The organism is Rathayibacter rhapontici (assembly GCF_001995175.1).
Taxonomy (GTDB): Bacteria; Actinomycetota; Actinomycetes; order Actinomycetales; family Microbacteriaceae; genus Rathayibacter.
In genome coordinates, this window is sequence record NZ_MUKN01000020.1 from 1 (window position 1) to 19,708 (window position 19,708).

A 19,708-nucleotide genomic window follows, 5' to 3' on the forward strand; every position below is an offset into this window, starting at 1 on the left:
GCCGCGACCGGCCGAGGGCCGGTCGCCGAGAGCGGCGCCCGCCTCCATCCCGCGCCGGGCGACGGCCGCCGGGTCGCCGATGTTCCCCGCGAGCGCGCCGTAGTAGGCGACCGCGTCCGGCACCGTCGCCTCGGCCGGCTCCGGAGCGCCCAGGTACGCCTCGACGGTGAGGATCGCGCGCGAGGCGTGCCCCGCGAGCCCGCGGACGTCCCACTCGCCCAGGGCGGGCAGCGTCCACTGGTCGTCGCGGATCCGCTCGAGCAGGCGGACGAAGGCGGCGGCGGAGGTCTCGAACAGCGCGGAGTCGGCCATGGACCCCATGCTGGCACGCGCTCTGGACCTCTCACCGGGGCGGTCGGGACCCCAGAATGGCCGGATGACCGACTCCGCCCCCGTTCAGCCGCGCCGCCCCGCACCGGTGCGCCTCGTCGGCCGCACGGTCGTGCTCGAACCGCTCGGCGAGGAGCACGTCGACGGCCTGCGCGCCGCGATCGCGCGCCCCGAGGTCTTCGCCGGCGGCTACGGAGGGGGAGCAGCGGGACTGGATCCCGATCCGGCCGCCTTCCGTGCGTTCGTCCGCCGCTACTACCCGTGGTCGGGACTGCCCTGCGCCGTCCTCGTCGACGGTCGCGTGGTCGGGGTGACGGCGCTCGCCGACTTCGACGAGGCGCGCGAGGCGGCGCACCTCGGCTGGACCGCCTACGCACCCGAGGTGTGGGGCACCGCGGTGAACCCCGAGACGAAGCGGCTGCTGCTCGGTCTCGCGTTCGACAGCGGCTACTCCCGGGTGAAGCTGCAGGCCGACGCGGCCAACACGCGGTCGCGTGCGGCGATCCTCCGCCTGGGGGCGACCTTCGAGGGGGTGCTGCGGCACGACCAGCGGCGGGCCGACGGATCGTGGCGCGACACGGCCGTGCACTCGATCCTCCGCGAGGAGTGGCCGGCGGTGCGCGACGGCCTCGACCGGCGCCTCGAGGCGCTCCGATAGCAACGGCGGACCCGCTCCCGCAACCGGTGCCCCCTGATGCGGGACAGGAGTAGGAAGAGGGCATGGAACGGATCCACTACGCGGGCAGCTCGGTGCTGACCGGCAGCGCCATCGCCCGGTCGCTGGTGCACTACGCCGAGGCGCTCGCGCTGCGAAGGGGGTCCGCGGCGGTCGAGATCCCCGTCCGGCGCCCGGACGGCGGACTCGGCACGGCGGCCCTGCTCATCGGCCCCGCGAGCCAGCTCCTCAGCGAGCCGGAGGAGAGCGACGCCGAGGAGATCGTGGACGAGGAGCTCGTGGCGCGGATGACGCGCGAAGCGGGGCGTCTGGGCGTGTCGCACCCGGTCGCCGAGCCGCAGGACTCGGAGAGCGCGCTGCACCTGCCCGACCTGGACTTCACGGGGTTCGACGACGACGAGGTGCGCTGAAGTGGCCGCACGAGGACCTCTCGGTAGGATCGGCACCTGCCGCGACCACCGGAGCGGAAGCGCTGCCCCGGCGTCCCCCGGCCCCCACCGAGCACCGCGGCCCGAACGGAGAGTGGCCTGATGGGCCGACTGATCTACGACTCCACCCTGGAGGCCGACTTCGACGACCGCCTGCTGGCGCACATGCAGATCGTCATCGGATCCAAGCTGTCGCGGAACGAGTCCTTCTACTTCTCGTGGAAGGACTCGCAGGCGGTCGGCGACGGGCGCACCTCGATCTGGCTCCACCCCGCGATCCCGCTGCGCTTCAAGTACCACGGGGGCCGCGCGCCCTCGATCAACCCCGACTGGATCCGTCAGCTGCTGGCCGATTCGCACACCGCACACGGTCTGCGCATCAGCGAGGAGCCGCACGGCAGCAGTCGACCGAGCGAGGAGCCCATCCTGTGAAGCGTGTCGAGATCATCTACGGCGGATCGCCCTACAGCCTGAGCGACACGAGCGCCGCGGAGGTGCGCGCCGAGGTCGAGCGGGCGCTCGACGGCGAGGCGTCGCGCTGGCTCGTCGTGAACCAGGGCGAGGGCGAACCGCGGAAGACGGCGATCCTGATCACTCCGGGAGTCGCGTTCTCGGTCGCGGACGTCGCGCTCTGAGCGGTCGCGCCTGCTGATCGAGTAGGGCACGCAGCGGCCGTCTCGAGATCCGCGATGTCTGGAGCGGGTGGCTCAGGGGCGCAGCAGGGGCGGGAACTCGGCGGGGATCTCGCTCGCCAGGTAGCCGGCCGCGCCGATCCGCTCGCTGAGACGGGAGTCGGCCTCGGTGTGCAGGTGCACCGCCCAGGCCGCCGCGCCGGCGCCGTCGAGTCCTCGTGCCCGCAGGCCGGCGGTCGCTCCGGCGAGCACGTCGCCGCTCCCGGCCGTCGCGAGGCCCGGATGCTCGCCCTCGGCGCGCACGAGCACGCCGTTCGGGCTCGCGACGACGTTGAACAGGCTCACGACCGCCTCGTAGCGTCGCGCGATCGCGACGGCGGCCGTCTCGACGTCCTCGATCTCCGCACCGAGCAGCCGCTCGGCCTCGGCGGTGTTCGGAGTCATCAGGAGCCGTCCCGCGAGCGAGCGGGCGACCCGCTTCTGGCCCGGCAGGACGCCGAGCGGGAACGCGTCCAGGTGCACGGCGGGCACGTCCCGCAGCAGCGGAGCGAGGGCCCGCAGCGTCGCGGCCGTCGCCTTCGGATCGTCCAGGCCGGGGCCCACCAGTGCGACGTCGGCCGAGGCGAGCTCGCCTTCGAGCGCCTCGAGACCGCGGCCGGTGATCGACCCGGTCCGCGACTCCTGCAGCGGGACGACGCCGCACTCGGGGAGCGCCACCGCGGTCGCGGAGGCGACGGACTCGGCGACGCAGAGCGTGATGCGGCCCGCGCCGACCCGCAGCGCCGAGATCCCCGCGAGCAGGGCGGCACCGGGGGTCTTCCGGGCCCCGCCCACGACGACCACGTCGCCGCGCGCGTGCTTGGATCCTCCGGGCTCGGGCAGCGGCCAGCGCCCCTCGAGCAGTGCGCGGTCGATGACCTCACTCATGCGGGTCTCCCTCTCCTTCGTCGCGATCGTCGTGCCGGGTGACCGGCGCGCCGGTCCGCTCCAGGTGCTCGGTGCTCGAGAAGCGCTCGACGCTCCAGCCGTCGTCGCCGCGGATCAGGCGCGTCACGGACGCGTTGGCCACGGGGGTGGAGGCTCCGATGTCGAGGAGCTCGCGCTCGGACAGGCCCTCGCAGACGTAGCGGGTGATCAGCACGACGGCGTCGTGGCAGAAGAGCACGGCGGGCCCGGTCGGCGCGACGGCGTCGAGGTGGTCGAGGAACGAGCGCATCCGGAGCGCGAGGTCGGTCCAGGACTCGCCGCCCGGCGGCCGGTAGTAGAACTTGCCGTGCCACTCCCTCCGCGCCGCCTCGTCGGGGTGGCGGGCACGGAACCCGGAGGTGGTCAGCCGGTCGGCGATGCCGAGGTCGCGGTCGCGGAGGCGCTCGTCGATCCGGAGCGGCAGGTCGAGGCCGGCCTCGGCGAGGGCGAGGTGCGCGGTCGACGAGGCGCGGACGAAGGGCGAGCTCCAGGCCGAGACCGGGGCCGCCTCGCCGCCGAGCCAGCGTCCGAGCGCCTCGGCCTGCTCCCGCCCGGCCCCGGACAGCTCGACGTCGGCGTCGCGCCGGTCGACCGCGATCTCGAGCGCCCCCTCGGCCTCGGCCGCGCTGGCCGCGACGTTGGCGACGCTCTCGCCGTGGCGCACCAGGAGGAGCTCGGTCGGTCCGGTCGTGCGCGGGGGAGCCATGGAACCAGCATCCGCTCGGCGCCCCCGGACGGGTAGGGGTTTGCGACCGGGGAGGAGCGCGCGCTACGGGCTCTCGACTCCTCCCGGCGCACGGACGAGACTGGGAGGACGACCTGAGGAGACCCATGATCCCGACGCTGTCCTCGCGCGCCATGCTCGTCATCGGCCTCGTCGCCGTGGTGCTGCGCATCCTCCTGATCGACATCGCGCCGTTCGTCTGGGGGCCCTACCAGGGGTCGTCGCCGACGCTGGCGCTCCTGCTCCAGGTGCTCTCGATCACCGCCGGAGTCGCGTCGGGCGTCGGCTACGCGTTCCTCGCGGGCGCCTTCGTCGTGCGGCACCTGGAGGTGCGCGAGGAGGCGGAGCGGCGCCGCTCCGTCCACTTCGTCGGGCGGTCGGCGGCGAAGGAGTAGGCGCTCAGGCGCTCAGGCGCTCTCCTCGGCCGACACCGCGGTGATCACGGCCGCGAGCGTCTCGGGGTTCCCGAGGATCCGGAAGTGGCCGCCGGTCTCGATCCGCACGTTCACCGCGCCCTCGAGCATGCTGCCCTCCGGGATGTGCGGGTCGAAGACGCCGAAGACCGAGGTGATGCGCGCGTTCGCGCCCGCCCGGCTCGCGAGCAGCAGCGTCGTGGCGTCGCGCGGCGAGAACGAGCGGAGGCTCTTCAGCACGAGGTAGGGGGCGTAGCGCGAGCCGCCGAACGGGGTCGAGACCGCGACCATCCGGTCGACCCGGCCGTCGGGGTCGAGCTCGGTCATGACGTACTTGCCGATCAGCCCGCCCTTGCTGTGCGCGACGATCACCACGTCGCGCAGGTCGTGGCGCTCCAGGTAGGCGGCGACGTCCTCCGCCGTGCGGGCGACCGGGCGCCCGTTGCGGCCGAGGTCGTCGAGCACGTGCAGAGGGTGCCCGCGGCGGTGCAGCGGGTCGATGATCGGGCGCAGGAAGGACCAGGTCTCCCAGATGCCGGGCAGGACGAGCACGGGGCGGCGGTCGCCGTCGAGGTAGTCGTCGGGCGCGCGGCGCGAGACGAAGCCGCGCACCTGCCAGCGACGGCGTAGGCGTAGTCCTGGATCCACCAGAGGCCGTCGCGCAGGATCCGGTTCACCGGACGACCTCGATGACGCCGGTGTCGGCGGTCGTCCCGCCGCGGGTCGCGGTGGGCGTCTCGATGGAGGTGGCGAAGCGCCCCAGTTCGCGGGCCAGCTCCTCGGGCTCGGTGCGCGGGACCACGTGGCGGGAGCGACCGAGCTCGATCACCCGGGCGTCCGAGCACGCGGCGGCGAGACGCGCGCACCAGTCGCGCGTGCCGATCGGGTCGTCGTGGCCGCGGACGATCAGCACCGGCTGCGCGAGCACGGCCGCCCGTTCGACGATCGGGTGGTGCAGCATCTCAGGGAGCTGCCGGAGGTACCAGCCGATGCCTCCGCGCAGGTAGTCGCCGAGGACGAGCGCGTCGACTCCGATCGGCTCGCCGAGGCAGTCGCGGGCGAGCGCGAGGCCCTGCCGGACGGCTCCGGGGCGGGCGGGATCGACGACGGGCCCGATCAGGACGACGCCCTCGACGACCTCGGGGACGAGCGCGGCCAGCTCGACCGCGACCTGCGTGCCCATCGAGTGGCCGACGGCGACAGCGCGGGTGACGCCGCGATCCTCCAGCACCCGCGCCACGAAGCGGGCGTGATCGGCGATGCCGACGCGTCGCTTCGGCGGACGGTTGGCGCCGAAGCCCGCGAGGTCGACGGCGACGACGCGCCCGTACCGCCGCAGCGGGGCGACCAGGCGCGAGAACGTGCGGTGCGACATCCCGATGCCGTGCAGGAGCACGAAGGTGCGGGGCGCGTCGAGCGGGCCGAGCGCGTAGGAGCGCAGCTGCACGCCGTCGACCTCGTGGTGGACGGCGGAGACTCGACGGGGCATGCCTCCAAGGCTAGGCAGCCGCCGGATGCCGCGCGCGGGGATGCGCGGGGGCGGTGGCCTGGGCTAAGGGGCGTCGCTGCCCGGCTCGGAGGCGAGCGCCTGGGCCGAGGCCGTCGCGCCGGCGGCGCAGGAGGGAGCGGGCTGCTCGGAGTACTCTCCCGTCGCGCACGCGGCGGCGTCGATCCGGGCCTCGCGGGACGTCACCTGCAGATCCGGACCCGCGACCTCGATCGTCGCTCCGCCGATCGCGTCGAGCAGCCACGTCTGCCGGGTCTCGGCCTCGCCGATGCAGCCGGCGTACGTCATCGCGGGGTCGGGGAGCGCCGACCAGGAGTCGGCGCCCGCGTCCACGAGTGCGAAATCGAGGAAGTTGCACGCCCCGCTCACGTGGAGACGCGTCTCCGAGTCGCGCGTCACGAGCGCGAGAGTGAGGGAGCGGGTCCAGTCGAGCTGCTCCTGCCCCTCCGACGCTCCGGTCACGCCGTAGGTCCCGAGCGCGTCCGCTCCGGTCGTGGACGCCGGCGACGGGTCCGTCGGGGCGCCGCCGTCGGCAGGAGGGGACTGCGAGCATCCGGACGCGGCGATCAGCACCGCCGCGGCCAGCGCGGCCAGAGTGCCGCGGAGGAGGGTCTGCCGCATGTCGTCTCCTGTTTCTCCGCCGGGGTGGCCGGTGCCCGCGTCGTCGGGCGGATCTCGCTTCGTCCGCGCCGAGTCGACGGGGAGGCTCTGAAGACGACTGTAGGAGGTGGACCGGCTCGGCGGCCTCGATCCGCACCATCGCTGCCGGCGTGCAGGAGCAGGCGCCGGTCAGTACAGTGCGGCGAAGAGCTCGCTGCGGGTGGTGACGCCGAGTTTGCGGTAGACGCTGCGGAGCTGGGTCTTCACGGTGTTCGGGCTGACGTGCAGCGCGGAGGCGATGTCGGCGGTCGATCCGCCGAGGGCGGCGCGCTGGGCGACCTCCTGCTCCCGGGCGGTCAGCAGCGGGGGAGCGAGGGCCGGGGTGGGCTCGAGCGCGCCCGCGGGGGCGACACGCGGCTCCCGCCGGGCGAGCAGGCCCGAGACCGTGGCGCGGTCGTGCTCGGGGAGCACGGTGAGGAGCCAGTAGAGCCCGTGCTCGGACGCGAGTGCTGCGATGCGCTCGAGGTCGTCCGGGGAGCGGTCCGGCCCGACGACGAGCACCAGGAGCTCGGCGCGGGGAGCGAGCCGGATCGCGCGGAGCGGAGCGAGGAGGTGACGGGCGTCGGCCGCGCGTCCTTCCCGGGTGAGGACGAACGCGCGGAGGGCCGCGGTGAAGTGGTCGAGGATCGTGCTGATCGACGTCCCGGAGCCCAGGGCGTCGATCGCACGACCGGGCCGAGCAGCGGCCGCGTGCAGGAGGTAGCGCGTGATCCGCACGGATCCGGCATCGATCTCGGAGAGCGTCGACAGCGGCCTCGCTCTCAGCTGGGTATCCAGCTCGGCTCTGAGGACGCGCGGTCGCTGCTCCCATTCGACGATCGCGCGGACGTGGAAGTAGTGCGCCCAGCGGTGCCTGATGGTGGTCGGATCGATGCCGTCGACGAGGCGGCGGGCTCCCTCGCGATCGAGGACGTCGAAGCGCAGGAGCGCCTCGGCGAGTGCCGCCGAGGCGCCGCCGCCAAGAGGCTGCTCCGCCCCGCCGCAGAACTCGTCGAGGGAGCGCTGCGCTCGGGCCCGCTCCCCGTGGAGGGCGGCGAGGAGGGCGGCGGCCCCGCCTGCCAGCGACCGCATCCGGCCGGCCGACGGTGCGCACTCCGTCGCACGGGCAGCGGCTTCGTAGAGATCGATCGCGTCGCTCGTGGCGCCGACGTCTTCGAGAGCGCGAGCCCACTGGAAGAGCCGCTCGGACCGCCCGCCGGCCGTCGTCGCCTCGCCCTGCGGAGTCGCGTCCGCCAGGGTCCGGCACTGCGCGACGAGCGGGAGAGCCTCCGCTGCACGGCCTGCTCGTCTCAGTTCGACGATCCGGGAGGTGAGGGCAGGGATCCCGCACGGATCCTCGTCGGCGTCCGGTGCGGCGCTCGAGCGGCTGCGGACGAAGTCCCGGGCCCGGATCCACCGCGGACGCTCGTCCAGGACGCTCTCGGGGATCCGATCGAGGATCGCCAGAAGCTCGGCCCGGCGGACGTGGACGAGACGCGGCCAGTGCTCCTCGAGGAGCTCGACGGTGCGATCCCACTCCTCCGACTCGGCGGCGCTGCGGAGGGCGGCGAGGTGTCGGCTCTCGGGCACGAAGCGGTTCTCCGGAGGACGGGGTGCGGACTTTCCAGGACGTCGTCGCCGTTCGTCCTGCACGCTCGAGCGACGACGAGAAGCTGCTTGCGCGAAGTCTAGTGGCGCCGCGGGAACGACCAGCGGATGATGGACGCGCTTCCGGTTCCGCCCCGCGCGCGATCGAAGTCCACTGCTCGAGTAGAAGCGATCATGTCCTTCTCGCGGGACTGCTGGTGGGAGCAGAAGGAACACGGGAAGAGTGATCGCGCGACGCGAGTCGGTCGGCCGAGATCGCTCGTTCGAGAACGACGTCTCCGTCGTCCGCGCCTCGCAGGCGGTCGCCCGGGTTCAGAGGGACGCGGGTCCGTCGCTCCGATCGAGCGGCCCCCGGTTCTCCGCTCGGGTCGTACTCGGCCTCATCGCGACGGCGAGAGAGCGGTCGACTGATCGATGGCCAGGAACTCGGCGTTCTGGATCTCGGCGAAGGACGCACCGGCCAAGCGCTCGATCACCGCGATGTGCCCGTCCTCGGCGTCGTCGTCCTCCGTCAGGGCCGCCTCGGCTTCGAGCGGCGCACCGGTGTCCTCGATCAGCTCGCCCGCGAGCTGCACGCGGAGTCGCTCCTGCGGCCCGATTGCCTGGATGACGTACTGATCGGCTGTTCCACCGAGGATCACGAGGAAGAGCTGCGCGTCACCGGCCACCACCTTCGCCGTCTCGCCGAACATCGGATCGGCGAGGACGACGTGCGGTCCGACCTGCGCCGCGGTCAGCGCCTCAGCGGTCATCCCCGTGGCGTCGAAGAAGGAGGTGGACGGGCCGGTCGCCCCCACGCTCTCGAGAGTGCGGTGCGGGAGGATGCCGAGCGCGATGTCGTAAGCCATGGAGCCAGCCTCGCAGAGTCGCAGGAGACGGTCATGGGACCCGGCGCAGATCGTCGGCGGCGGACAGGGCAGTGGACGGGCGCCGTGCGACGAGCAGAGCGGGACGCGGTCGGGACCCGGCCGCGACCGGCGCCGATCAGGCGTGTTGCCCTGGAGCGGGCCGGTGCACCACCCCGGATCACATCGCCGGATCCCCTTCGGTCGCAGTGAGCCGGGTCGGCGGGAGGGCGAGCTCAGCGGACGGCGTCCGGCTCCGGCGCGAAGGTCAGTGTGCGGAGGCGGCCGGAGGGCCAGATCCGGCGGGCGTAGGCGAGGACCGCGGCCGCGACGAGGAGCAGAGCGAGCATTCCGAACAGCCCTGCTTCCGGTCCGTACGATCCGCCCGAGAGGATCCCGTCGTCCGTCGGCCGGGTGCTGAAGCGGCCGGGGACGACGGTGATCCCGCTGATCGGGAGGCCCCAGACGGCCAGGGCGAGGTTCCAGGACGCGTGCAGGGCCAGCGGGAGCCAGAGTGACCGGGTGACCACGAAGGCGATGCTCCACAGTGCGCCACCGAGCGCCGTGCCGACGGCGCCGACGGCGGTGGCATCGGGGTTGCCGAGGTGCAGGAGTCCGAAGACGACCGAGGTCGCGGCGACTCCGATCCAGCGGCCCGCGGGCAGGCTCCGGACGACCTCCACGACGCCGGTCAGGAGCAGGACCCGGAACATCAGCTCCTCCACGAGGGCCATCGCTCCGATGACGGCGGTCCACAGGCCCAGCTCCGGGAGGGACGGCTCCACCGCCCGGACGTCGATCACGCCGAGTGCCTGCTCGACGAGGAACACGAGGGTCACCGCGGAGAAGGACGCCGCGATCCCGACCGTGAGGTGCAGCGGTGTGCGGCGGTCGATCGCGAGTCCGAAGCTCCTGACCATCGGACGACCGGAGCGGCGGAACCGCAGGGCTGCGACCAGAGCGAGACCGACGGCGACGAGCAGGACGAGCAGATCCACGGGGCTCCTCGGGAGATGACGAAAACTCGATTCTAGGAGAGGGATCGAGGGGGAGCAGCGGGCGGCGCGCTCCGGTGGCGAGGCCTCGCGTTCCGCAGCGTCTCCCTCGCCGAAGGCCGAGCGGAGCGACGGCGCGGCGGACACGGTGCAGCGACACGTGTGCAGATCCCGCCTCGATGCACGTGTGCCTCAGGCGCTCAGCCGTGCCGCCCGCTGTCGGCGGCGACGCGGCGATGCGGGACGACCGCATCAGAGGGGTCGTGGGTGCTTCCCGTCAGCGTGCTGCATGCTCGAGCGGGGAGGGTCACGGCCGGCGCCGGGCCCGAGAGCCGGCCGTCGAGGTCGCGCCGAGAGATTCGGGCCGAGAACGGTCGTCCTCGGTCGTCCGAGGAGTGGCCGCTCCGGTCATCTCGGGGGCTTCAGATCGGACGCTTTCAACGCGCGACGCAGTGCGTGGTGAGAACCGAATCCCGTTCGGCGCGCCAATGCGTTCATATCCACTCGATCACCCGATTCCCGAGTGTCCTCGAGGAAGTCGACCGCCGCTTGACGTCGGTGAGCGCGCAGAGCATCACGCGGTGAGATCGACAACTCCGCGGTGAAGACGCGCCACAGGTATTCGCGAGTGACGCCGAGTTCCGAGGCGAGCTTCTCGACCGTGAAATCGGGATCGGGAGCTCGTCTCTCCAGCGCTTCTCGGGCACGGCGGACCAGAGACTGCGCTCCCGTCTGCGTGACGACTGCGACAGGTGCGTCCGAGTGAGCGACGAAGCCCTCGAGGCAGGAGTGGATCGTCACGGCCAATCGAGAGGTATCGACCAGAGGAAGTGCCGGGTCGGTGTTCAAGACGATGTTGACCAGCGATATCAGCGCCGCGTGCGGCCATTCCTGGCGGGCGTTCGACCATCTGGCCGCAGGGAACGACGACGGATCCAGCGCGGAGAGAGTGCCGGTGGCGGGCGCTTCGATCTCGATCCGCGCGCTCGGTCTCCGCACGTCCATCCGCGCGCGCTGCCCGGGGGCCAGGGCGAACGAACTTCCCGCAGAGATCACGACCGATCCATCGCTTCCCGCAGTCTTCTCGGGCGGACTGATGGTGATCTCGGCGTCGAGCTGAAGAACGAACAGTGCCGATCCGGGCGGTGCCGTCACGACGCCCGTCGCGGCACCGTGCCATGTTCTCGTCAGGAGATGACCGGACACGTACCGCTCGTCGACCGAGATCTCCACAGCGCCGGAACTCGTGAGACCTCTCGCCGAGAACCACGCTGCGGCTGCATCATCGCGGAGGATCACTGGTTACTCGCTTCGGACGGGAATGACGCCTTCTCGCTTCAGGTCGGGATATCGCGGCCGTTGCGCTGCCCCTCAAAATATCGACGCGGCCGTCGTCCGCCGGTGCTTTCTCTCCATGTGAATCAACATTCTCGCTAAGTGACTAATCGCCCTGTTCTTCTGGACCGGACAGCGAGGAGACGTCACGATCGGCTCGTCCCTAGAGAATGCGAAAGGTCCTCATGAACAGCACTCAGCCCGACCCGATCCTTGGCTCCGCAGAAGGCGTCCAGCGGCGCACGATCGTCGCCGGCGCGGCCTGGACGATCCCGGTCATCGCGACCGCCGTCGGCGCTCCGCTGGCCGCCGCGTCGGATCAGCCGACGCTCACGTTCACCAACGGGCCCTACAGCGCGAACGGCTGCGGGACGCTCGGAGATGTCGTCATCCGCGCGACCACCGACGGTACGACTCCAGTCACCTCGGGAACGCTCATCAGCGTCACCCTTCCGGCGGGCTTCACCTGGTCGGACGGCTTGACCGGACCGCGGGCGTTCCCGGCCGATGGCAATGGTGAGGTCGCGGTGAGCGGGATCCGTGTCCCCGCAACGGCGACGAACGCCACCCTCACCGCGTCGACCGGCGGGCTGACCGCCGCAGCGCCCGTCAGCGTCACTGCGAACCAGAGCGTCTTCGCCGCCGATGGCAGCCCGCTCGGGACCGGGCAGCCGGTCGGTCTGGTCGGCCTCAAGGGCGACGGGGCGAACGCGTGGGGTGTGACCTCCAGCGGAGACCTCTGGCTCACCAACGGCGGACCGTGGGCGCCGATCGCGGGCGGCACTGGCGTCAGCGACTACTACGTCAACGGCGGTGGCGGTGCCTATCTGAAGGACGGTGTGGTCTACGGTGCCGGCGGTGCCGTCTTCGGGTCGGGTCAGCCGGGAACCCTCGTCAGCATCGAAGGCGACGGGGCCAACATCTGGGGTGCCGACGCCGCCGGCAACCTGTTCCTCTCGGGTGGAGGAGCATGGCTGCCGATCGCGGGTGCCACCGGCACCAGCGACTACTACGTCAACGGAGGCGGCGCAACGTACCTGAAGAACGGTGTGGTCTACGGTGCCGACGGTACCGTCTTCGGGTCAGGTCAGCCGGGAACCCTCGTCAGCATCGAAGGCGACGGGGCCAACATCTGGGGTGCCGACGCCGCGGGCAACCTGTTCCTCTCCGGCGGAGGAGCATGGCTGCCGATCGCGGGTGCCACCGGCGCCAGCGACTACTACGTCAACGGCGACGGCGGTGCCTACCTGAAGGGCGCCTGCTAGGACTCGACGTGCGGGTGGGCGTTCGATCGCCCACCCGCCGCGCTGTCTGCCGACTACCTCCGCTCCGAGTCGCTCCGACCTGTCAAGCCGCCGCGCAGCCCCCCGAGCACTGCCTAGCCTCGGAGCACGGCGGCGCCTGCCGGCCGGGGGAGGACATCGACATGCGGATCGCGATCGTCGGAGCGACGGGCAATCTGGGCACGGCGCTGCTGCGGCGCCTGGAGGGGGAGGAGTCGGCGGAGGTCGTCGGCATCGCTCGCCGGGCGCCGAGGCCCGACTCCTCCGAGTACCGGGGAGCGACGTGGAAGGAGATCGACGTCGCGTCGAGCGCGGCGTCGCGGCAGCTGCGCGAGGCCTTCGAGGGCGTCGACGCGGTCGTGCACCTCGCGTGGGCCATCCAGCCCAGCCACGACCCGGCGTTCCAGCGGCTCGTCGACGTCGGGGGCACCGCGAAGGTGCTCGAGGCGGCGGCCGCGAGCGGGGTCGGCCAGGTGCTGGTCGCCTCCTCCGTCGGTGCGTACAGCGCGGCGCCCAAGTCGGAGCGGGTCGACGAGAGCTGGCCCACGGGCGGGCTGCACACGTCGACGTACAGCATGCACAAGGCGGCGAACGAGCGGGCGCTCGACGTGTTCGAGGCGGAGCATCCGGGGATCGTCGTCACGCGGCTGCGGCCGGGCATCGTGTTCCAGAAGGCGGCGGCGACCGAGATCGCCGGGCTCTTCGCGGGGCCGCGCTACCCGACGCGGTGGCTCGGAGCGATCCGGCCGCCGGTGCTGCCGCTGCCGCGCACCATGATCTTCCAGGCGGTGCACGCGGACGACGTCGCCGACGCCTTCTGGCGGGCGATCGACCGCCGGGCGGGCGGTGCGTTCAACATCGCGGCCGAGCCGGTGCTCACGCCGCAGCGGATCGCGGACCTCCTGGGCGCCCGCTGGATCCCGGCGCCGACCGGCCTGATCCGCTCGCTCGTCACCGCCACCTGGCATCTGCGGATCCAGCGGACGGACGCGGGGTGGATCGACATCGCGACGAACGTGCCGGTGATGTCGACCGAGCGCGCTCGCGAGGTGCTGGGGTGGGAGCCGGCGCGCACGGCCGAGGACGCGTTCCGCGAGCTCCTCGCCGGGCTCGGCGACCGCACGACGAAGGCGGGATCGCCGCCGCTGCGGGGCTGACGGGAACACGGGAAGGGCGGCGGATCCGAGGATCCGCCGCCCTTCCCGTGCGAGGGGGAGAGGCTACGCCTGTCCGTTCTCCTGCACCGCGTGCTTGGCCTCGCGGGCCGAGTCCTTGACGTCCTCGGACGCGGACGTGCCGGCGTCCTTGACGTTCGCCGCGGCGTCGGTCGCGGTCTCCTTGACGGACGCGAAGGCCTGCTGCGCGGGCTCCTGGAGCTCGCTCGCCGCCTCCTTCGCCGCGTCGGTGACCTTGTCGACGACCGGCTGAGCCGAGTCCTTGACCTTCGACGCCGCCTGCTTCTCGGCGTCGGACGCCGGGATGAGGGAGGCGACGAGCAGGCCTGCGCCCAGCGCGATCAGGCCGACCGCGAGCGGGTTGCCCTCGGCCTTGCCCTTGACCGAGCCGGCGGCGCCCTTGACGGAGTCGCCCGCTCCGGAGACCGAGCCCGAGACCGAGTCGGTCGCGTCGTGGACGGTGCCCATCACGCGGTCGCGGACCGAGCCGACAGCGTTCTTGACCTTGTCGGTCTGGCGCTGCGCGATGGCGTGCGGGCTGACCTTCTCGGCCAGCGCGTCCACATCCGTGCCCAGCTCGCCGCGGGTGCGCTCGATGTCGGCGCGGATCTCGTCCGCGGTCTTGTTCTGTGCTGCGTCGTACGTCATCGTCCTGCCCCGTTCGGCTTGAGTGATTCGGGAATCTTCTTGAGGGAGTCGACCGTCTCGGGTGCGCCCTCCACCTGCTTGAGGCTCTTGCGCCCGACGGAGTAGAGGATCGCGGCGATGACGCCCCAGATCACGGCGACGACGACGGCCGACCAGCCGTTGTCGATCAGGTGACCCAGCCCCCACCAGAGGGCGATCGAGAGGAACAGCACGGCCATCAGCGCGGCGTAGCCGGCGCCTCCGAGCAGTCCTGCACCCTTGCCCGCCTTGCCGGCGGACTCCTTGATCTCGGCCTTGGCGAGCGCCATCTCCTGACGGATCAGCGTGGAGAGGTCGCGGGACACCTCGCCGAGCAGCTCGCCCAGCGATGTGGTGGCGGCGCGTTCGTCGGGGGTCGGCTCACCGAACCCGGCGCGATGCGCTCCGGTGGGGTCGGTCATGGCCGGCTCCCGCCCGGGAAGGTGTCGTAGCCCGTCGAGGTCGGCGGCGTGCTCAGCGGGTCGGCGACCGGCACTGTGGGCAGGTGGTCGCGCTCGAGCGAGCTGCTGCCGGTGGTCCCCGTGTAGGTGTCGTCGACGAAGGGGCTGTCGATGTACGCGGTGTCGACGCTGGACGCGGCGGGGGCGCTGTACTCGGGGCCCGAGGTCGAGGCGGCGGCCTCCTTCTCGTCCTTCGCCTCGGAGGTGAGGGCGCGGATCAGGCGTCCGCCGACGAGGCCGGTGGCCGCGGCGATCAGGATGAACGCACCCGGACGGCGGCGGGCGAAGGACTTGACGTCCTCGAGCAGCTCGGCGGGCTCGCGGTCCTCGAGCCACGACGCCACGCCCTGGGCGCGGTCGGCGAGCTGCGAGACGAGGTTCGTGGCGGCGTTGCTGCCGCCCTCGCCCTTGGCGAGAGAGGTGAGGTCGTCGCTGAAGGCGCGGACTCCCTTGGCGGCGTTGTCCTTCTGGGCGTGCGCCTGCTCGGTCAGCTGGCCGCGGCTCTGGTCGAGGAGGTCCTTGACCTGCACCTTGGCCTCGTGGGCGACGTTCGCCGCCTCCTGCTTGCCCGTGGAGAGCACGTCGCCGGCGGCCTGCTTGGCGTCGCCGGCGACGGAGCCGGCCTGCTCCTTGGCGGTGCCGACGGCCTCCTTCGCGGCGTCGACCTTGCCGGAGGTCCCGGAAGTGCCGGTGGTCCCGGTGGTCGTCGTGGTGTCGTAGCTCGCCTCGGTCGCGCCGTAGTTGGCTGCGCCGTTGCCGAACGGAGGTGAATCGGGATCGATGGTGGACATCGTCAGTCCCTTCCAGGATCGAGTCGGGGGAATTTAGGTGTGCGTGCCGACGTGCCGCTCCGAGGATCGGTGCACCGGCAAGGGACAGTCTGGGCAGCGCTCCCAGGAAGCGGGAAGGGCGTAGCGCTCGAGCGCCGGAGAGGTCTACCATCGCGCTCCCGCGACGCTCGGAGCGGTCCTGCGAACGACGACGGGCCGCGGGAACCGGGGCGCCTTGGAGCACACTGCGACGACGCCGGGAAAGCGCTGCCAGTCCGAGACTCCCGCGCTCGCGGCGCCGCGCAGTCAAGCCCCTTCTGACCCGTCAACAGGCCTGCCTACGGTCGAAAGGACACCGGGTCGCACCCGTCCGTATCTGCGAGGAAAGGGAACCACCAGCATGTTCTTCCACAAGCAGGAGTTGCAGTTCAAGTCGTCGCCGTCCAAGCCCGACGCGGTCTTCGCGAGGAGGTTCCAGGAGGTGCTCGGCGGGCAGTACGGCGAGATCACCGTCGCCATGCAGTACGGCTTCCAGTCATGGAACTCGCACCAGCCCGGCAAGTACCGCGACCTGCTCTTCGGCATCGGCGCCGAGGAGTTCGGCCACGTCGAGATGATCGCCGTGATGATCGCCCAGCTGCTCGAGAAGGCCCCGATCGAGCAGTCCGAGGACGCGATGAAGAAGGATCCGGTCCTCGCCGCGGTGATCGGAGGAACCGACATCCAGCACGCGATCGTCGCCGGCGCAGGCGCCCGCCCGGTCGACAGCATGGGCAACCCGTGGCAGGGCTCCTACATCACCGCCAGCGGCAATCTGCTCGCCGACTTCACCGCCAACGCCAACGCCGAGATGCAGGGCCGCCTCCAGGTGGCGCGGCTGTACCACATGACCGACGACCACGGCGTGCGCGACCTCATGTCGTTCCTCCTGGCCCGCGACACCATGCACCAGAACCAGTGGATGGCGGCCGCCGCCGAGCTGCGCGCCGAGGGCAAGGAGGACCTGCCGGTGCCCTCGAACTTCCCGCTCGCGAACGAGGAGCGCTCGGTCTCGTACCAGTACCTCAACTTCTCGGACGGGCAGGCGGCCAAGGAGGGCACCTGGGCCTCCGGCCCCACCCCGGACGGCAAGGGCGAGTTCAGCTACCACGACGGGCCCACCACCAGCGCCCCGATGCCGCCGGCCACCCAGCCGGACCCGCGCTTCTACGGCACCGACCCGAAGCCGAACATCGTCGAGAAGGTCACCGGAGCGGTCAAGGACGCGGTGAGCAAGAAGTGACCGCCCGACGGATCCTCGGGGCGCTCGGCGCCTCCGCTCTGATGGTCGGCCTGCTGGCCGGCTGCACGGGCGACGCGCAGACGCCGAACCAGTCCGGCAGCGCGGTGCGACCAGCGCCGACGACGGATCGACGCAGACGCCCACGAATCCGCCGTCGGACACTCCGGCATCGGAGACGGCGACTCCCGCGACCTGAGGGGCGGAGCTTGGCCCTCCCCGGGCCGGGAAGCAACCCCCTGCCCCCGTTCAGGTGGCCGCGAGCTTCGGTGCCTAACGTCGTGCTCAACGATCAGTGAAGGAGGCACCACCTATGGGGCTCGATGACAAGATCAAGAACGCCGCTCAGGACATCGCCGGAAAGGCGAAGGAAGCCGTCGGCGACCACAACAACGACAGGGACCTGAAGGCCGAAGGCCAGAAGGACCAGACCGCCGCATCGACCAAGAAGGTCGGCGAGGACGTCAAGGACGTCTTCAAGTAGGCAGTCGCTCACGTCGGCGGCGCTCCCCTCGGGGGGCGCCGCTTCGTGCGTTGAAGCCCTTCTTTGCTGGTCGAGTAGCCGGGCAGCGGTGTATCGAGACCGACGTCCGCACGAAGTTCGGGAGTGCGTGGATCTCGATACGCAATCTGCGAGGGCTACTCGATCAGCAGGGGGGCCTGCTGATCGAGTAGCCGCACAGCGGCGTATCGAGACCCGCGTCCAACGAGTGCCTACGGCTGCAGGACGACCTTGATGCAGCCGTCCTCCTTCTTCTGGAACGTCTCGTAGAGGCCCGGCGCATCCTCGAGCGGCGCGTGGTGCGTGACGAGGTCCATGACGCCCAGCGGGTCGCTCGGGTCCTCGACCAGCGGCAGCAGCTCGTCGATCCAGCGCTTCACGTTGCACTGGCCCATCTTGAGGGTGACCTGCTTGTCGAACATCGACTTCAGCGGCAGCGGATCGGCCTCGCCGCCGTACACGCCGCTCAGCGACACGGTCCCCCCGCGCCGCACCAGCTCGAGCCCGCCCTGGATCGCCGCGAGCCGGTCCACTCCGACCGTGTCCATCGCCTTCCGCGCGAGCGGATCGGGCAGCAGCCCGGCCATCGACTGCGCGAGCGATCCGACGGGCGAGCCGTGCGCCTCCATGCCGACCGCGTCGACGACGGAGTCGGGGCCGCGCCCCTCGGTCAGGTCGCGCAGCTCGGCGACCACGTCGTCCGTGAGGTCGAACACCTCGACGCCGTGACGCGCCGCCATCGCGCGCCGCTCGGCGACCGGGTCGATCGCGAGCACCCGGAAGCCCTTGTGCACGCCGATGCGGGCGGCGAACTGACCGACCGGGCCGAGCCCGTAGACGGCCAGCGTGCCTCCCTCCGGCACCTGCGCGTAGTCGACGCCCTGCCAGGCGGTCGGCACGATGTCGCTGAGGAAGAGGTAGCGGTCGTCGGGCAGGTCGGAGCCGACCTTGACGGTGTTGTAGTCGGCGAGCGGCACGCGGAGGAACTCCGCCTGGCCGCCGGGGACCTGGCCGTACATCTTCGTGTAGCCGAAGAGCGCGGCGCCCGACTGGTACTCGGTGACCTGCGTCGTCTCGCACTGCGACTGCAGTCCGCGGCGGCACATGAAGCACTCGCCGCAGGCGATGTTGAAGGGGACGACGACGCGGTCGCCGACCGACAGCGAGGTCACTCCGGCGCCCACCTCCTCGACGACGCCCATCGGCTCGTGGCCGAGGATGTCGCCCTTGTCGAGGTACGGCCCGAGGAGGCGGTACAGGTGCAGGTCCGATCCGCAGATCGCGGTCGAGGTGATGCGGACGATCGCGTCCGTGGGCTGCTGGATGCGGGGGTCGGGGACGGTCTCGACCGAGACCTTCTCGATGCCCTGCCACGTGAGTGCGCGCATGCTTGCTCCGTTCTGACCGGCGCTCGCCGGTCGTGCCCCTCCAGGCCACACCGCGCGGGGAGGGGCTGTCAGGGGGTTGACGCCCCGGCGCTCGGATCGTCGGCGGATACTCGGGCGACCGGGCCGGGGATCCTCGGGTCGCGGGCAGCGCGCACTGGGAGGACGTGCATACGGCGTTCACCTCGCACACGGGCGGCGGGTGGTGTGATGGAGGGATGGAAGCTCTCTACACCGCTATCGCCCACGCCTCCGGTGGAGGACGCGACGGCCACGTCCGCACCGAGGACGACCGCCTCGACCTCGACACCCGCCCGCCCCAGGAGCTCGGCGGCTCCGGGGACGGCACCAACCCCGAGCAGCTGTTCGCGGCCGGGTACTCCGCCTGCTTCCTCGGCGCTCTGCACGGCGCGGCCGGGAGCTGAAGATCGACACGACCGACGCGGCCGTGTCGGCGAGCGTCTCGATCGGCAAGAACGACGACGGCGGCTTCGGCCTCGCCGTCGAGCTCGACATCCACGTGCCGAACGCGAGCCCGGAGCAGGCCCAGCAGGTCGCCGAGAAGGCGCACACGCTGTGCCCGTACTCGAACGCGACGCGCGGGAACATCCCCGTGGAGCTCACGATCGTCTCCTGACGATCCGCTCCGACGACGGCCCCTGCTCCTCTCGGAGCGGGGGCGTCGTCGTCGACGGGGTCCGTTAGGGTCGGACGCATGACCGAGAACCCGTCGCGCGAGGAGTCGGAGGCCCGGGCCGAGCTCGAGCAGATCCGGCAGAGCATCGACAACATCGACGCCGCCCTGATCCACCTGCTCGCCGAGCGCTTCAAGTTCACGCAGAAGGTCGGGCGGCTGAAGGCGGCGCACGGACTGCCGGCCGCGGACCTCGACCGCGAGGCGCGCCAGATCGCGCGGCTGCGGTCGCTGGCCGAGGAGTCGCACCTGGACCCGGCGTTCGCCGAGAAGTTCCTGGGCTTCATCGTCGCCGAGGTCATCCACCACCACGAGCAGATCGCGAACGGCGCGGAGGCCTGAGGGCCTGAGCGGCGCCTGCGCGATCTGCAGGTGCTCGTGCGATCTGCAGGCGC

General features: G+C 71.8%; 24 protein-coding genes and 1 pseudogene. 11 read left to right on the plus strand and 14 right to left on the minus strand.

The genetic code is table 11. From position 1 onward, the window contains the following. The coding region (locus B0T42_RS08120) for a maleylpyruvate isomerase N-terminal domain-containing protein (RefSeq protein ID WP_173892317.1) at positions 1-312 on the minus strand (312 nt) is incomplete at its 3' end. A gap of 64 nt (positions 313-376) precedes the next feature. On the opposite strand from B0T42_RS08120, the gene B0T42_RS08125 reads away from it, so the two are divergent. From B0T42_RS08125 to B0T42_RS08140, 4 genes are all read left to right on the plus strand, one after another. Next, positions 377-988: a GNAT family N-acetyltransferase gene (locus tag B0T42_RS08125; RefSeq protein WP_077222715.1), complete on the plus strand. Its 612-nt coding sequence runs from the start codon at positions 377-379 to the stop codon at positions 986-988. A gap of 62 nt (positions 989-1,050) precedes the next feature. Then, the gene (locus B0T42_RS08130; protein WP_077222716.1) at positions 1,051-1,416 is read left to right on the plus strand and encodes a hypothetical protein; all 366 of its coding nucleotides are present in this window, start codon (positions 1,051-1,053) and stop codon (positions 1,414-1,416) included. Positions 1,417-1,536: 120 nt separating this feature from the next. Further along, positions 1,537-1,866: a DUF7882 family protein gene (locus B0T42_RS08135; RefSeq protein WP_077222717.1), complete on the plus strand. Its 330-nt coding sequence runs from the start codon at positions 1,537-1,539 to the stop codon at positions 1,864-1,866. Continuing rightward, on the plus strand, positions 1,863-2,069 hold the full coding sequence (locus B0T42_RS08140; protein WP_077222718.1) for a hypothetical protein: 207 nt from the start codon (positions 1,863-1,865) through the stop codon (positions 2,067-2,069). The genes B0T42_RS08135 and B0T42_RS08140 overlap by 4 nt, the downstream gene beginning before the upstream one ends. Positions 2,070-2,141: 72 nt before the next feature. On the opposite strand, the gene B0T42_RS08145 is transcribed toward B0T42_RS08140, so the two are convergent. Together B0T42_RS08145 and B0T42_RS08150 are read right to left on the minus strand one after the other, a co-directional pair. Further along, on the minus strand, positions 2,142-2,993 hold the full coding sequence (locus tag B0T42_RS08145; RefSeq protein ID WP_077222719.1) for an ADP-dependent NAD(P)H-hydrate dehydratase: 852 nt from the start codon (positions 2,991-2,993) through the stop codon (positions 2,142-2,144). Then, a complete protein-coding gene (locus B0T42_RS08150; RefSeq protein WP_077222720.1) occupies positions 2,986-3,738 on the minus strand; it encodes a histidine phosphatase family protein in 753 nt (250 codons plus the stop codon). Before B0T42_RS08150 ends, B0T42_RS08145 begins: the two co-directional genes overlap by 8 nt. 125 nt (positions 3,739-3,863) lie before the next feature. On the opposite strand from B0T42_RS08150, the gene B0T42_RS08155 reads away from it, so the two are divergent. After that, the gene (locus B0T42_RS08155; RefSeq protein ID WP_077222721.1) at positions 3,864-4,151 is read left to right on the plus strand and encodes a hypothetical protein; all 288 of its coding nucleotides are present in this window, start codon (positions 3,864-3,866) and stop codon (positions 4,149-4,151) included. A gap of 12 nt (positions 4,152-4,163) precedes the next feature. Here B0T42_RS08155 and B0T42_RS08160 read toward each other — a convergent pair whose 3' ends face one another. The 7 genes from B0T42_RS08160 to B0T42_RS19475 form a co-directional block, all read right to left on the minus strand. Then, the gene (locus B0T42_RS08160; RefSeq protein ID WP_342418222.1) at positions 4,164-4,817 is read right to left on the minus strand and encodes an esterase/lipase family protein; all 654 of its coding nucleotides are present in this window, start codon (positions 4,815-4,817) and stop codon (positions 4,164-4,166) included. 25 nt (positions 4,818-4,842) lie between these two features. Beyond that, a complete protein-coding gene (locus B0T42_RS08165; RefSeq protein ID WP_077222722.1) occupies positions 4,843-5,658 on the minus strand; it encodes an alpha/beta fold hydrolase in 816 nt (271 codons plus the stop codon). Between the two features lie 63 nt (positions 5,659-5,721). Then, the gene (locus tag B0T42_RS08170) at positions 5,722-6,297 is read right to left on the minus strand and encodes a hypothetical protein (protein WP_077222723.1); all 576 of its coding nucleotides are present in this window, start codon (positions 6,295-6,297) and stop codon (positions 5,722-5,724) included. Positions 6,298-6,465: 168 nt separating this feature from the next. Continuing rightward, positions 6,466-7,905 carry a LuxR C-terminal-related transcriptional regulator gene (locus B0T42_RS08175; RefSeq protein ID WP_077222724.1) on the minus strand — a complete coding sequence of 480 codons (1,440 nt, stop codon included), beginning with the start codon at positions 7,903-7,905 and terminating at the stop codon, positions 6,466-6,468. A gap of 398 nt (positions 7,906-8,303) precedes the next feature. Beyond that, positions 8,304-8,771, minus strand: a complete 468-nt coding sequence (locus B0T42_RS08180; protein ID WP_077222725.1) for a hypothetical protein — start codon at positions 8,769-8,771, stop codon at positions 8,304-8,306. Positions 8,772-9,004: 233 nt separating this feature from the next. Next, positions 9,005-9,766 carry a CPBP family intramembrane glutamic endopeptidase gene (locus B0T42_RS08185; RefSeq protein WP_077222726.1) on the minus strand — a complete coding sequence of 254 codons (762 nt, stop codon included), beginning with the start codon at positions 9,764-9,766 and terminating at the stop codon, positions 9,005-9,007. 405 nt (positions 9,767-10,171) lie between these two features. Then, positions 10,172-10,996, minus strand: a complete 825-nt coding sequence (locus tag B0T42_RS19475; RefSeq protein WP_139344456.1) for a helix-turn-helix transcriptional regulator — start codon at positions 10,994-10,996, stop codon at positions 10,172-10,174. Positions 10,997-11,283: 287 nt separating this feature from the next. Here B0T42_RS19475 and B0T42_RS08195 point away from each other — a divergent pair, with 287 nt between their 5' ends. Both B0T42_RS08195 and B0T42_RS08200 read left to right on the plus strand, forming a co-directional pair. Next, positions 11,284-12,363 (plus strand): hypothetical protein, encoded by a 1,080-nt coding sequence (locus tag B0T42_RS08195; RefSeq protein ID WP_077222728.1) that lies wholly within the window; start codon positions 11,284-11,286, stop codon positions 12,361-12,363. Positions 12,364-12,524: 161 nt separating this feature from the next. Next, positions 12,525-13,538, plus strand: a complete 1,014-nt coding sequence (locus tag B0T42_RS08200) for an NAD-dependent epimerase/dehydratase family protein (protein ID WP_077222729.1) — start codon at positions 12,525-12,527, stop codon at positions 13,536-13,538. Between the two features lie 63 nt (positions 13,539-13,601). On the opposite strand, the gene B0T42_RS08205 is transcribed toward B0T42_RS08200, so the two are convergent. Genes B0T42_RS08205 through B0T42_RS08215 form a run of 3 tightly spaced genes read right to left on the minus strand, consistent with a single transcriptional unit; the run spans position 13,602 to position 15,474 of the window. After that, positions 13,602-14,204, minus strand: coding sequence for a DUF3618 domain-containing protein (locus B0T42_RS08205; RefSeq protein ID WP_077222730.1), 603 nt, complete (start codon positions 14,202-14,204; stop codon positions 13,602-13,604). Continuing rightward, complete coding sequence (locus tag B0T42_RS08210) at positions 14,201-14,644, minus strand: phage holin family protein (RefSeq protein ID WP_077222731.1); 444 nt, start codon at positions 14,642-14,644, stop codon at positions 14,201-14,203. Before B0T42_RS08210 ends, B0T42_RS08205 begins: the two co-directional genes overlap by 4 nt. Next, positions 14,641-15,474 (minus strand): hypothetical protein, encoded by an 834-nt coding sequence (locus B0T42_RS08215; RefSeq protein WP_077222732.1) that lies wholly within the window; start codon positions 15,472-15,474, stop codon positions 14,641-14,643. Before B0T42_RS08215 ends, B0T42_RS08210 begins: the two co-directional genes overlap by 4 nt. Before the next feature lie 379 nt (positions 15,475-15,853). Between B0T42_RS08215 and B0T42_RS08220 the strand changes: the two genes are divergently transcribed. Further along, a complete protein-coding gene (locus B0T42_RS08220) occupies positions 15,854-16,735 on the plus strand; it encodes a manganese catalase (RefSeq protein WP_077222733.1) in 882 nt (293 codons plus the stop codon). A gap of 310 nt (positions 16,736-17,045) precedes the next feature. Continuing rightward, entirely contained in the window at positions 17,046-17,216 is a 171-nt protein-coding gene (locus B0T42_RS08225; RefSeq protein WP_077222734.1) for a CsbD family protein, read from the plus strand. Between the two features lie 230 nt (positions 17,217-17,446). Here B0T42_RS08225 and B0T42_RS08230 read toward each other — a convergent pair whose 3' ends face one another. Continuing rightward, positions 17,447-18,622, minus strand: coding sequence for a zinc-dependent alcohol dehydrogenase (locus B0T42_RS08230; RefSeq protein WP_077222735.1), 1,176 nt, complete (start codon positions 18,620-18,622; stop codon positions 17,447-17,449). A gap of 215 nt (positions 18,623-18,837) precedes the next feature. On the opposite strand from B0T42_RS08230, the pseudogene B0T42_RS08235 reads away from it, so the two are divergent. Both B0T42_RS08235 and B0T42_RS08240 read left to right on the plus strand, forming a co-directional pair. Next, positions 18,838-19,256 (plus strand): annotated as a pseudogene (locus tag B0T42_RS08235) (organic hydroperoxide resistance protein). A 78-nt stretch (positions 19,257-19,334) separates the two neighbouring features. Then, positions 19,335-19,655, plus strand: coding sequence for a chorismate mutase (locus B0T42_RS08240; RefSeq protein ID WP_077222736.1), 321 nt, complete (start codon positions 19,335-19,337; stop codon positions 19,653-19,655). Positions 19,656-19,708: the final 53 nt, after the last annotated feature.

Excerpts from the sequence above, each read along its gene's own strand:
- B0T42_RS08125 (WP_077222715.1), top strand. The coding sequence starts at position 377 with ATGACCGACTCCGCCCCCGTTCAGCCGCGCCGCCCCGCACCGGTGCGC.
- B0T42_RS08130 (WP_077222716.1), top strand. The coding sequence starts at position 1,051 with ATGGAACGGATCCACTACGCGGGCAGCTCGGTGCTGACCGGCAGCGCC.
- B0T42_RS08135 (WP_077222717.1), top strand. The coding sequence starts at position 1,537 with ATGGGCCGACTGATCTACGACTCCACCCTGGAGGCCGACTTCGACGAC.
- B0T42_RS08145 (WP_077222719.1), bottom strand. The coding sequence starts at position 2,993 with ATGAGTGAGGTCATCGACCGCGCACTGCTCGAGGGGCGCTGGCCGCTG.
- B0T42_RS08150 (WP_077222720.1), bottom strand. The coding sequence starts at position 3,738 with ATGGCTCCCCCGCGCACGACCGGACCGACCGAGCTCCTCCTGGTGCGC.
- B0T42_RS08155 (WP_077222721.1), top strand. The coding sequence starts at position 3,864 with ATGATCCCGACGCTGTCCTCGCGCGCCATGCTCGTCATCGGCCTCGTC.
- B0T42_RS08165 (WP_077222722.1), bottom strand. The coding sequence starts at position 5,658 with ATGCCCCGTCGAGTCTCCGCCGTCCACCACGAGGTCGACGGCGTGCAG.
- B0T42_RS08170 (WP_077222723.1), bottom strand. The coding sequence starts at position 6,297 with ATGCGGCAGACCCTCCTCCGCGGCACTCTGGCCGCGCTGGCCGCGGCG.
- B0T42_RS08180 (WP_077222725.1), bottom strand. The coding sequence starts at position 8,771 with ATGGCTTACGACATCGCGCTCGGCATCCTCCCGCACCGCACTCTCGAG.
- B0T42_RS08195 (WP_077222728.1), top strand. The coding sequence starts at position 11,284 with ATGAACAGCACTCAGCCCGACCCGATCCTTGGCTCCGCAGAAGGCGTC.
- B0T42_RS08200 (WP_077222729.1), top strand. The coding sequence starts at position 12,525 with ATGCGGATCGCGATCGTCGGAGCGACGGGCAATCTGGGCACGGCGCTG.
- B0T42_RS08205 (WP_077222730.1), bottom strand. The coding sequence starts at position 14,204 with ATGACGTACGACGCAGCACAGAACAAGACCGCGGACGAGATCCGCGCC.
- B0T42_RS08210 (WP_077222731.1), bottom strand. The coding sequence starts at position 14,644 with ATGACCGACCCCACCGGAGCGCATCGCGCCGGGTTCGGTGAGCCGACC.
- B0T42_RS08215 (WP_077222732.1), bottom strand. The coding sequence starts at position 15,474 with ATGTCCACCATCGATCCCGATTCACCTCCGTTCGGCAACGGCGCAGCC.
- B0T42_RS08220 (WP_077222733.1), top strand. The coding sequence starts at position 15,854 with ATGTTCTTCCACAAGCAGGAGTTGCAGTTCAAGTCGTCGCCGTCCAAG.
- B0T42_RS08225 (WP_077222734.1), top strand. The coding sequence starts at position 17,046 with ATGGGGCTCGATGACAAGATCAAGAACGCCGCTCAGGACATCGCCGGA.
- B0T42_RS08230 (WP_077222735.1), bottom strand. The coding sequence starts at position 18,622 with ATGCGCGCACTCACGTGGCAGGGCATCGAGAAGGTCTCGGTCGAGACC.
- B0T42_RS08240 (WP_077222736.1), top strand. The coding sequence starts at position 19,335 with ATGACCGAGAACCCGTCGCGCGAGGAGTCGGAGGCCCGGGCCGAGCTC.